The sequence below is a fragment of the Paenibacillus sp. PK1-4R genome, assembly GCF_030369595.1.
Lineage (GTDB): Bacteria > Bacillota > Bacilli > Paenibacillales > Paenibacillaceae > Paenibacillus.
The window spans coordinates 5,105,011-5,116,661 of sequence record NZ_CP126535.1; the positions used below are offsets into that span (position 1 = coordinate 5,105,011).

Genomic DNA, 11,651 nt, shown 5'->3' on the forward strand with positions numbered 1-11,651 from the left:
ATCAAAGCTCAATCCGAATTCACATTCATAGATAAGACAGGAATGGTACCGTGAAAGATAAAATTGTCATGCCACTCTGGACGTGCTGTTTGTTCATCGTTGTGATGAATACCACCATGTTCAATGTTTCTTTGCCAGTCATTATTCATGATCTGCAGATTACCTCGGACCTGGGGTCTTGGGTTATCTCAAGCTATTCGATTGGTTACGCCCTGTCGACGGTGATTTACAGTCGATTGTCAGACCGTATTCCGGTACGCAAACTGTTAACGGTTGGACTCCTAATCCTGGGGTTATCTTCATTGCTCGGATTGTTCGCGCATAACTTCGCGATCCTGTTGCTGACACGTATTCTGCAATCTGCGGGTGCAGGGGTGATGGCCGGTCTGGGCCTCGTCATTGCGAGTCGTTACATTCCGGTGGAACGACGCGGAGCTGCCATCGCACTGATCTCATCAGGTAGCGCCATGGCTTTTGGACTTGGCCCCATTGTAGGCGGACTCATTAGCGAGTACTGGGGCTGGAACGGACTTTTTGCCATAACCGTGCTTGTCCTGCTCGCCCTGCCTGTATTACTCTATTTTCTCCCACGTGAATCCGTCAAAACAGATCAGCCGTTTGATGTTATTGGCGCCATTCTAACCGTCATTAATGCCACTACACTTCTCGTCGCGATCACCCAGCAATCCTGGTTATGGTTTGCCGTGGGCGTTATTTCACTTGTTGCACACCTCCTGTATATTCGGAAAGCGAGTCTTCCTTTTGTGAATCCACAAGTGTTCCAAACACCAGGGTATACCCGCTTAATCCTTATCGGATTCTGCGTGCTGGTCGTGAATCTGGGCAATCTGTTTTTGATGCCGCTTGTGCTTGCTGATTTATATGGGCGCTCTTCGCTCGCCATTGGTTTGCTGATTGCTCCTGGAGCCATTGTTGCAGCATTCTGCACCCGCTTCGTCGGACGTTGGATCGACCGTTATGGTAATATGCGATTTATGATCATCGGACACATCCTGCTCGCAGCGGTACTTGCCCTATTCATGCTCGGACTGGATCAATCCGCACTGATCATTACCAGTGGTTATCTCTTTTTCTCACCGGCACTGTCAGCCTCCATGGCTTCACTGAATAATGAAGCGTCACGAGTGCTGCCCAAAGCGCAAATAGGTTCCGGTATGGGCATGTTACAACTGATTCAGTTCTTCGGTGGTTCGGTGTCTGTAGCCGTGTGTGGGCTGCTGCTACACAGCATTCCGGGAGTCTCGGTCGAGGAAGCTTATCATGTGGTGTATGCTTGTCTGTTGCTCGTCTGCGTTGTTTCACTCGGGTTGACCGTCTGGCATAGCAGAGCTTCACGCTCAAGCATTAAACCTGTTACATTGGACAATTGATGTTTAAAGTTCAGAACCAAAAAGGCCCGCACCAAGCGCGAGCCTTTTTTTTAGTTTGGAACAGAAATGCCGTTTTTTCAAAGTGGATCACTCAATGAACTTGAACTTACAGGTTACTTTTCTTATTTCCTCCTACAGCAGCATGCCAACTATTTTCCGTCCAGTGCGAACTTCCAGGCCTCCATTATGCTAATTGGGGCTTTACTGCTGCTCTCGCCGTCACCTTCCTGCGTCCAAAGTGGTGGATAATACGCGAATACTTGCCCTGTCTGTAGTTGAGACATATCTTCCTGCCAGCCTTTCCAGCGAAAGGTCTGATAGAACTGCTCCAGATCACCATTCGCCAGCCAGTTGATGAAACCTGAATATGCCAGTTCTGTCGATTCCCATTCGAGTGTATCCGGTGCAAAATAATAAATGTGTCCCGTGCGGCCATACTTGCCTGTATCCAGTCCGAAGAAACCACCTGCCGCATCATATGCAACGACCATCATACCTTCCAGTACATCTACCCAAGGTTGCTCACTCACACCATTCCAACTGGTGAGACTCCCCGATGTACTGTCACCACCCGCACCAAGCAGCGTGATCCAGCCATGGTCCAGTACAATACCTTCTGTCTCATAAGCAACAGCCCCCAAATAGGATTTGGTGCTTATTTGCAGACGATAGAGGGTATCCTCTCCAGTCTCTTGTTTTGCTGGAACATACACATATGTATTTTGCCCACTATCCAGGAGTTCCTTGAGTTCTTCCCATGCGTGATTCTCCCGATCTACTAATTCAGCTATCGTTAATGTATTCATGAGCAGTCTCCTCGCTGATTTTATAAGAGCATATCATGGGTTATTAACCCGTTCAAATCTGCTATAATCTATCTTCAAAGCTAAATTCAAGGGGGAAACGATTTGATTCGCGTAGTTATACTTATGATTCCGATTCTGATGGTGCTTGTATCCGGTTGTCAGAATCATACATCTGCCATGAAGGAACCCGTTTCTGTTCAAAAGTCTGATCCTCAGGTCATCCATTACATATCCCCCCAAGGAAACGACTCGAATAAAGGAACCATTCAATCTCCGTGGAAAACGTTGCAGCACGCAGCCGACCACGCTTCGCCAGGAAGCACGATCTATTTGCGTGAAGGTGTCTATCATCAGAAAGTCAAAATCACCAGGAGCGGTAATTCTTCCGCTAATCCAACCCTATTTTCAAGTTATCCTCAGGAGCAGGTTATCATTGATGGTAAAGGTTTATCTGTCCGGGGTATTGAAGGGTTGATTGAAATTGAAAATGCCAGTTATATCACGATTCAGAATCTCGAAATTCGTAATTTTACAACCAAACTTGGGGGCCAAGTTCCAACCGGGATCTATGTCCACGGAGCAGGTGAGCATATTCAGCTGTTAGGCAACACCATACACGCGATTGCTAGTTATGCACCTCCTGAAGGTACCGATTTGCGGGGCAGGGATGCCCACGGTATTGCCATTTATGGCACAGAGCACCCTCAAGCATTACGCAATATCATCATCAAGGATAATGAATTGTATGATCTCACACTTGGTTCAAGCGAGTCACTTGCAGTCAACGGCAATGTTGATACCTTTGCCATACAGAATAATGTCATCCATGATACCGACAACATTGGTATTGATCTGATCGGGTACGAAGGTACGTCCGAGGACGACACGTACGATCAGGCTCGGAACGGCATTGTACGAGGCAACGAAGTATACGATATTACGTCCAATAACAATCCCTCCTATGGAACAGACCTGCCCAATGATACCAACTCGGCCGGTGGCATCTATGTAGATGGCGGGAAAGATCATATCATCGACCAGAACCGGGTATATCGGAGCGATATCGGAATTGAGATTGCCTCAGAGCATGCCGGACGTTCAACCAGCAACATTACCTTGCGGGATAACCTGATTTATTCCAACAGACTGACGGGTATTGCCATGGGAGGTTATGACGAGGAACGAGGAGCTACCGAGGATAGCAAGATTATGTACAATACACTTGTGGGGAATGATACCCTGAATGCTGGCAATGGACAGTTATTCATGCAGTCACGGACAAAGAACAATACGTTCATGCATAACATTCTCGTATCGAGCAGCTCGGAAGTACTGATATACAACGAATACACTAGCAATACCGGCAATGTGTTTGACCATAATGTCTATTACTCACCAGGTGAGCAGGGAGATGCCCTGTGGGTTTGGAAAAATAAAGCCTACTCCGGCATCGCCGCCTACATCAAGGGATCTGGCAATGATGCACACTCCATATATGTGAACCCGGCATTTATGGATGAACTGAGCGAAGATTTTCGTCCTCAGGCCAACTCTCCGGCTAAGGCGTATGGTTACCTTGCTCCGCGATAAAGTTAATCTGATGTTACTCAAGCGGAATTAGCCCTGCCTATTTCCATACAAATAAAAGGAGCCTGTGCTATGTGGGATCATCTCCCTCACAGTGCACAGGCTCCTTTTCGCTTTTTTTTGATGCAAACCAATCCTTAACTTCTTACCATCTGAGCTGCATGTGTCACCCGGTTTCGTCCTCCGGTTTTGGAGACATACAGGGCGTTGTCCGCTCTTTGGAACAAGGTCTTTTCCGTATCTTCCTCTACTACAGTGGCCGCACCGATACTCACAGTAATGTTATATTCACCCCAGTCGGCTGAAGCAACCTGTGAACGATATCGTTCTGCGATACCGATCGCCTGCTCCTCTTCACAATCTGGAAGAATGATCACAAATTCCTCCCCGCCGTAACGTGCAACCACATCCGTACTTCGCGATACCGATTGCAGCAGCCCTGCCAGATTACCGAGCACCAGATCTCCGATCGGATGTCCATACGTATCATTAATGCTTTTGAAATGATCAATGTCCACAACAAGAAGGGAGAAATAACGTTGTTTCTCCTGGAACATCATCAAGCTTTCAAGCATTTTTTCCTGGAAAAACCTGCGGTTCTTCAATCCTGTCAACAAGTCGGTGGAGGCCATTGTCTCCAACTGATCATTCACTTTGATTAACGCTTGCTCTTTAATTTTATATTCCTCATGCAGTCGTTCAAGCTCTTTGTTCGCTTCTTGCGTCGCTTGATATAGCTCCTGTAGTTTCGTTTTGGTATGCAAAATATCCTTCTCATGTTCGATTCGCTTACGCATGACTACAACGACACAATCGACAACGCTTTCCCCGTTACGGGTCTGACGAACACCGTTAAGCAGAACAGGAACAGCCTGCTGATCACGGGTACGGAACGTGAAGTACATCTCGTCCACATGTCCATATAACTGGATGTAGGGATAGAAATACGTATGGAAAAACACCTTGTTGCTCACCGACATGGTGGATTCAATATGTTGCCCTATGAGCTCATCGCGTTCATATCCAAGCATCGTAAGCAAAGTTTGATTAACCGACTGTACGACGCCCGAATCAGAGATAGAGAAGTATCCACAGGGAGCCAGATCTAATTGTATATCCATGGAATAACTGCCTTTCTTCCGCGTTTTATGCGCTCGTTAAATAATCCTTAATCATTCGGATGGTTTCTTCAGGTTGACTTAGATGCGGATAATGTCCCTTGGCCGTCATCTGTTGCAACCTGCTATTCTTCAGATGAGCGTGTAAATAATCTCCTACTTCTACCGGGGCAATGCTGTCATCCGAGCACTGAAGAATTAATGTTGGTACAGTTGCCTGCTCCAGATCAATACGACAGTCCGATAAAAACGTCACTTCGGCAAATTGTCTCGCAATATGCGGATCTCTGGAGCAGAAGCTTTTCTCCAACTCTTCCGTCAACTCTTTCCGTTCCGGATTGTTCATCACAATGGGTGCCAGATAACTCGCCCACCCAATAAAATTCATCTGCATCATCTCAAGCAATTCATCGATATCATTCCGATCAAAACCCCCATAATAATTCGGCAGATCATTCACGTAACGTGGGGATGGTCCCAACATAATGATTTGTTTGAAATATTTGGGGTGCTGAATCGATGCCAGCATACCAATCATACTGCTGACGGAATGCCCGACAAATATGGTGTCCTTTAGCTCAAGCGCTTCCATAATTTCCAGCACATCCTGAGCGTATCCTTGAAGATTGCTATATTTGACAGCATCATAATAGTTAATTTGAGATTCACCAGATCCAACATAATCAAACAACACCACACGGTAGTTCTCCATAAAACCAGGAACAATGTAACGCCACATATCTTGATCGCATCCAAAACCATGAGCAAATACAATCGTTTGGCTACCCGAGCCAAGTACCTTAACATTATTTCTTACAAGTATATCAACCGTCATTGCATATCACCTCTCCGAGGTAGTATTCACTTGAATCATTTTATCTGATTATTATACCGGAAAATGTTGGGATATGGATTAAAAATGTTTAATAACTTCTCTCATCCACCAAAAAGTCATGAACCCCTGCTCTGAAAACACGCTTTACAATCTGACCATCGTCAGGTAAAATCAGTTCAACATGTCGCGCGACAAAGATCAACATTACGGAGGAAAACCATGAGTACTTCAACACATAGCTCTATACCTCAGCAACTCTGGGGAAGATCATTCCTATTTATCATGTTAGCCAACGCATTATTGTTTATGGCATTTGAAATGTTGCTTCCCACCTTGCCTTTATTTGTCTCAAGCCTTGGTGGCGAAGCCTCCCAAATTGGGCTTGTTACCGGCGTATTTATGTTTTCTGCCATCTTGATTCGACCCTTCACTTCTGTTTTGGCAGCTCGAATAGATAAAAAATATCTATTGATTATCGGTATCACTATCTGTGCATTAATGACAGGCGCATACTACCTTTCGTCAGGTATTTGGATGATTCTTGTATTCCGAGTAATCCACGGATTCGGATTTGGTTTGGCAACAACATATTTTGCAACGATTGCCACTGAAAACATACCAAGAGATCGCCGGGGAGAAGGCATGGGATATTTCGGCGTAGGGGAAACGGTCGCCATATCCATCGGTCCATTGATTGGAACAAGCCTGTTGTTTAGGTACGACTACCAGAGCCTGTTTATGGGAGGTATGTGCATTTTGCTGTTAGCTCTCCTGATGACAGTGTTTGTATCCAGAAAGCCGAAAACAGGAGGTAGTAGCGAGTCTATGCAAACTCATGTCCCTTCGGTGAAACTGATTGAAAAGAAGGTACTCTTCCCTTCCCTTCTCATTATGCTCGTTGGTATTGCAGCAGGTTCAATCATGTCCTTTGTGGCTTTATTCGCCGCCGAAAGAGGGTTCGAGAATATAGCCTGGTTTTTCTTCATCGTCGCCATCGCCAGCTTCGCCGTTCGACTGTTCTCGGGGAAAATGTTTGATCGATGGGGACCAGGTTCCGTGTTGTTACCTTCTGCCGTGTTTGCAATCGCGGGGCTACTGGTTCTGATTATCGCCCAGAGTGATGTGCAATTCCTGATCGCCGGCGCGTTATACGGCTTTGGCTTTGGTGCCATATTCCCGGCCATTCAGACCTGGTGTGTGAATCTTGTAGAAGAACATGAGCATGAAAATGCGATGGCTTCCTTCTTTAATTTTTTTGACCTCGGGATTGGCGGTGGCTCGTTGATTCTGGGCGTAGTGGCTTCTGCATTTTCCTATACGGTGGTGTATGCTATCTCTGTAGGCATTTTTGTGGTATATATCTTGTTATATTTGGTATACTCCCAAAAACAGCAGAGGTTTACAGCTCGCCAACTGGAGGTAGACATTGAGTAAAAAACGAATCAAGGAAATTGCCATTCAACATTTTAATCGTCTGGGTTACGAGGGGACCAAGATGGCGCAGATTGCCGAAGAGGCAGGCATTCGCAAGCAATCCCTGGCTTATCACTATTCATCCAAAAAAGCGTTATTGCTGGAGTTATATGAGGAAGTTGTGCAGGAGGAACAACAGTTTGTACGCCAATTTTTCAGCGAGTCTGTTACCCAAACTCTGGATCAGCAGTTATATGCCTTTTTGCATGAACACAAAAATCGCTTTCTGACTCATCCAAACGTTGCTTTTATGTATATCCTGTCCTTTATCACACCGCTGGAGGTGCATGATTTTGTGCTGGCCCAGTATCGAACGTACCTCGGGACACTGAAGGAAGAGCTGGCAGCCGTATTTACCAGACATTCCGATATACGCCTGAGTCCGGAAGAAGCCACCGTAGCTTTTGTCACCGTGATGGATGGATTGGATGTACAGCTCGTGTATGAGACACGGCAATCCTATGAACAAGCTTTGGCGATCACCTGGAATGTCTTCTGGTCAGGCATCCAGCGTTAAAGGATCAATTACGATCAGACTACACAAATAAGAGGGGCGTCCCACCAGCCATGTTGATGACTTTTGGGACAGCCCCTCTATTTCTCTATTTCACGGTTAGGATCACACGTTGATAATGCTTCAACTGATGCTCTCCATCATCCTGTACTTCGGCAACAATATGAATGGTATCTCCCGATTTGGCATCGTCAGGAACGGTAAATGTCACCGCTTCGGTGTCACTGCCCTGCAATTTTATCGTATCCACCTGCTCATCCTTTGCAAGTTCACGATGCAATCCAAGCTGCAGATCACCCGCCATTTCAGGCTGAACTTTGTTCATTGTTACTTTGGAATCCTCATAAGTGTCCGCTTCGAAATATCTCCACCACGTATACGTCAGTTGATCTCCATCCGGGTCTGTGCCTTCCGCGTGAAGAGTAACTTCCTCCCCGGGACTAACACTCAGATCCAGCCCTTCCTTAATCGTTAAAGACGGATTATGGTTGGCACCTTCGTAAGTGTCTGCAACTGCCCAGTCTGCACGTGCTGCAAAATCATCCTGAATATCGTCAAACCATCTCATCAGAGAGTATTCGGCTTCATATCGTTTGGTGTATGGATCGTAATCAAGCACATTGTTTCTAAACAGCTTGTCGTTCACAACGCCAAAGCGTCCACCCCAACCGCCGTAGGAAGGGTCTTCCATACTACGCAACCCATTATCGATCAGATAAAAGAAGGATGGAGAGTCACCCTCAGATATAAAATCGTACTTGTCATATTGCGGATTGTTCTTCAGATATTCAGCACTTCCCCGTTGTTCTTCGGCCAGTTCGCCCTCGATCATTTTGCCATCACCCATCGATGCATACATATCCATCAGCTTGCCATGTCCGTTCAGGATATTCTTGACCATCCAGTCTCCATGAAGTTTACTGTTCACTTCTTCGGCATGCATCTTCCATGCATAGGCAAAATGCCAGAAGTTTGATTGGTCGTTGAGAATGCGGATATCCGGCCAATTCTTCGCAATGTATTCGTTGTAGCTGTCATCCTGATCGAGGATGATGTAGAGGACCAGTTTGTCGCTGACTTTTTTGCGAATCGTATCCCACTCAGCTGTGTCCTTGTACTGTTCCTCAATCGATTTCAGCGCTCTGGCTGTGGTATTGGTGCCACCCCATGTCTGAACAATCAGATCCCGGGAATCATCGTCGAGGAAAAGAGTTTCGAGGAATTCGGAACCTTCGGTTTCCTTCTCCATCTCCCCTTTATCGGAAATATTACCGATCTTGGTCATCGCTCGAAGCTGTTCCGGCTCCGGGTACCCATCAGCATGTTTGGACAAGTTCGGATAAATCTCACCATAGGCATCGATCATGTCGTAGACCCACTGTGTGCCTGTCCAGCGGAACGGTTGGATTCCCGCTTCCTCGTCTCCGGCATAATGATACACGGAACTGGTCAGTACAATTCCGGCAAGGTCCATCTCATTCGAATACAAGAGGAAACGAATAACCGAGTTCATATCATCCACTTCACCGTCGGTTGTAATCACTGTTCTGCCTTTGGCAGCTTGGTTGTTTGCAGGTTCCTGGGTTTCATTCTCTGTCTGTTCTGTCGCCTGATTTGGTGTGTCACTCGCGGTTTGTGGCGCTTTGGATGCGCATCCACTAATCACCAGGATGATACTGAGACAACCTGCGGCAAAACCGTTTAACCATTTTCTCTTGTTCATAATGCTCCCCTTTCTTCTGTACAGCATGATGTTAGTTGGGTTGGAATAAGTACGTCCTCTGTTTTTCTATCCTTAATATGGACCGTAGAATGCAAAAAAACCCGAACAACATTATGAATGGAACAAAGTCCACACATAGTGATGTTCAGGTTTTGCCTGCCCGAAGCAGTAACAATCCTTATTTGAGTGAAAGTATATCATGTCCTCTCATGAATGTAAACGTATTCAAATGTTTTTTTGAATTTATCTTTGATATAGTATAATGCTTATAGCCAAGAATCAAACGAATCGGTCTGTTATTATATCAATGTTATTAGGAGGACTCAGACATCATGCAACAACTGGATGCGGCCTTGAGCCGTTTTGTGGAACAGCAGGATTTATATAATGAAGCTTATGGACTTTTCAAAAATCATGATCTGCGTCCACGCGAACAACATCACCAGCCGGAAGTGGATACACGAATACCTCTTTCTCCAGAACTTCAGTATCTGTACAGTCATTATGAAATGATGGATGCGGATGCGGAAGGTACACTCAAAATGAAAAATGCCGCCGTCGAAATCGGTGATGCCGCACTTATTTCCTTTGTCGCACCTGAACATCTGCTTCGTCAGCAACTGGGGTTCCGCTGGGTTGGCATGAATGAACCTTATGAGGAGTCCTCCACTTGGCCAAAAAATCACGTCGTCATCGCAAACTTTAACGATGATCCGTTAATTGTAGATGTGGAAGCACCAAACTCTCCCGTATATGCCGCTTTTACAGGTGGAGAACCAAACCGTGTTGCTGATTCGCTGTCAGACTTTTTCAGTGCACTAGCCATCCTGATTGAGGCGGCGCGCACCTATGCCGGAGAAGTAAAAGATGAAGAAACCTATGAAACCAAGCCCGAGTATCTGGAGCATGTGGAACCTTTATTGCAAGAACTGTTGGGAGATGAGTATTCTGCACATCTTTTCGAATATCTGTCATTATGTTAAAACGGTAAATTGAAGGAATTGGAGGGGCGCCCATATGATCTATGTGGCTTTGCTACGAGGCATTAATGTAGGCGGGAACAATAAAATCAATATGAAGCAGCTGAAAGAAACGTTTGAACAAGCAGGCATGCTGGATGTTGTTACCTACATCAACTCTGGCAATATTATTTTTGCCGATCATCAGGAACGTGCCAATGCAAATGTGGAGATATCCCATGTGTTAGAGCAGGCCATCGCCGCCGATTTTGGCTTACAGATCAGGGTAATGGTGCGGAATATGGATGAAATCCATAGCGTTATTCAGGCGCTGCCAGAAGAATGGGTAAATGATGACACAGCCAAAAGTGATGTGATGTTCCTCTGGGATGAGATCAATGAGCCCTCCGTGCTGGACCAACTGCCCATCAAACCGGAAATCGGCACACTGATCTATATTCCCGGAGCGATTTTATACTCAGTCAGTAGAGAAGATGCGTCCAAAAGTGGCATGAACAAGCTTGTGGGTTCCAAAGTCTATGCTTATATGACGGTTAGAAATGTGAATACCACACGTAAGATCTATGCATTAATGCAGGCAGCAGCAGACAAATAAATTGGACCAACAAAATGGATATTCAGTTATGTCTCATCTCGTCCAATTCATATGAAAAATAAAGCATGCAGAAAACATCCTTATGGATGTCTCCTGCATGCTTTTTGCCAGCTTAGGGAACAAATCTTTTCTCTGTATATTAGTTTATCTGAATTCGTCTGCGAGATTGATCATCCCCAGGACGTTTCGGAATTTCAAGCTTCAGCACACCATCTTCCAATCTGGCCTTAATGTTCTCCTCATCAATATGATCCACATAGAAACGCCGGATAAATTCACCTGAACGACGCTCTTGCCGAATGATCCGATTGGAGTCATCCTTCTGTTCAACCATGTCATGGCGTTTGGCGTGAATAATCAATTCTTTACCTTCAACCTGAATGTCTATATTCTCTTTGGCAATGCCCGGAAGCTCGGCTTCTACCCAGTATTTGTCTTCTTCCTCACGAATGTCAGTGCGAAATGGCTGGGAGCCAGTTCCAAAAGGGGAGAGGAATGAGTTCTCAACCATGTCATTGAAGGATTTCAACATGTGTCCGAACGGGTCTTCATTTCGTTTACGAAACGGAATCAGATCAAACATGAAAATCAGCTCCTTTTGTGTGGTTGGTTTATTGGTGTTGCTTACA

The 11,651-nt window shown here is 45.6% G+C and carries 11 protein-coding genes; 6 read left to right on the forward strand and 5 right to left on the reverse strand.

The window, feature by feature from the left end:
• The first annotated feature begins 50 nt into the window (after positions 1-50).
• Positions 51-1,391 carry an MFS transporter gene (locus QNO02_RS22135; RefSeq protein WP_289389992.1) on the forward strand — a complete coding sequence of 447 codons (1,341 nt, stop codon included), beginning with the start codon at positions 51-53 and terminating at the stop codon, positions 1,389-1,391.
• A 149-nt stretch (positions 1,392-1,540) separates the two neighbouring features.
• Here QNO02_RS22135 and QNO02_RS22140 read toward each other — a convergent pair whose 3' ends face one another.
• Positions 1,541-2,197, reverse strand: a complete 657-nt coding sequence (locus QNO02_RS22140) for a DUF2625 domain-containing protein (protein WP_289389993.1) — start codon at positions 2,195-2,197, stop codon at positions 1,541-1,543.
• 102 nt (positions 2,198-2,299) lie between these two features.
• Here QNO02_RS22140 and QNO02_RS22145 point away from each other — a divergent pair, with 102 nt between their 5' ends.
• Positions 2,300-3,787, forward strand: coding sequence for a right-handed parallel beta-helix repeat-containing protein (locus tag QNO02_RS22145; protein WP_289389994.1), 1,488 nt, complete (start codon positions 2,300-2,302; stop codon positions 3,785-3,787).
• A 134-nt stretch (positions 3,788-3,921) separates the two neighbouring features.
• Here the strand turns inward: QNO02_RS22145 and QNO02_RS22150 are convergent, their stop codons facing one another.
• Both QNO02_RS22150 and QNO02_RS22155 read right to left on the reverse strand, forming a co-directional pair.
• A complete protein-coding gene (locus QNO02_RS22150) occupies positions 3,922-4,905 on the reverse strand; it encodes a sensor domain-containing diguanylate cyclase (protein ID WP_289389995.1) in 984 nt (327 codons plus the stop codon).
• Between the two features lie 25 nt (positions 4,906-4,930).
• A complete protein-coding gene (locus QNO02_RS22155; protein WP_289389996.1) occupies positions 4,931-5,737 on the reverse strand; it encodes an alpha/beta fold hydrolase in 807 nt (268 codons plus the stop codon).
• Positions 5,738-5,956: 219 nt separating this feature from the next.
• On the opposite strand from QNO02_RS22155, the gene QNO02_RS22160 reads away from it, so the two are divergent.
• Positions 5,957-7,171: an MFS transporter gene (locus QNO02_RS22160; RefSeq protein WP_133385719.1), complete on the forward strand. Its 1,215-nt coding sequence runs from the start codon at positions 5,957-5,959 to the stop codon at positions 7,169-7,171.
• On the forward strand, positions 7,164-7,727 hold the full coding sequence (locus QNO02_RS22165; protein ID WP_047843882.1) for a TetR/AcrR family transcriptional regulator: 564 nt from the start codon (positions 7,164-7,166) through the stop codon (positions 7,725-7,727). Before QNO02_RS22160 ends, QNO02_RS22165 begins: the two co-directional genes overlap by 8 nt.
• 85 nt (positions 7,728-7,812) lie before the next feature.
• Here the strand turns inward: QNO02_RS22165 and QNO02_RS22170 are convergent, their stop codons facing one another.
• Entirely contained in the window at positions 7,813-9,447 is a 1,635-nt protein-coding gene (locus QNO02_RS22170) for a DUF1593 domain-containing protein (protein ID WP_289389997.1), read from the reverse strand.
• 332 nt (positions 9,448-9,779) lie between these two features.
• Here QNO02_RS22170 and QNO02_RS22175 point away from each other — a divergent pair, with 332 nt between their 5' ends.
• Both QNO02_RS22175 and QNO02_RS22180 read left to right on the forward strand, forming a co-directional pair.
• Complete coding sequence (locus QNO02_RS22175; protein ID WP_289389998.1) at positions 9,780-10,430, forward strand: hypothetical protein; 651 nt, start codon at positions 9,780-9,782, stop codon at positions 10,428-10,430.
• A 34-nt stretch (positions 10,431-10,464) separates the two neighbouring features.
• The gene (locus QNO02_RS22180; protein WP_289389999.1) at positions 10,465-11,022 is read left to right on the forward strand and encodes a DUF1697 domain-containing protein; all 558 of its coding nucleotides are present in this window, start codon (positions 10,465-10,467) and stop codon (positions 11,020-11,022) included.
• Between the two features lie 139 nt (positions 11,023-11,161).
• On the opposite strand, the gene QNO02_RS22185 is transcribed toward QNO02_RS22180, so the two are convergent.
• The gene (locus QNO02_RS22185; protein WP_289390000.1) at positions 11,162-11,605 is read right to left on the reverse strand and encodes an Hsp20/alpha crystallin family protein; all 444 of its coding nucleotides are present in this window, start codon (positions 11,603-11,605) and stop codon (positions 11,162-11,164) included.
• Positions 11,606-11,651 lie beyond the last annotated feature (46 nt).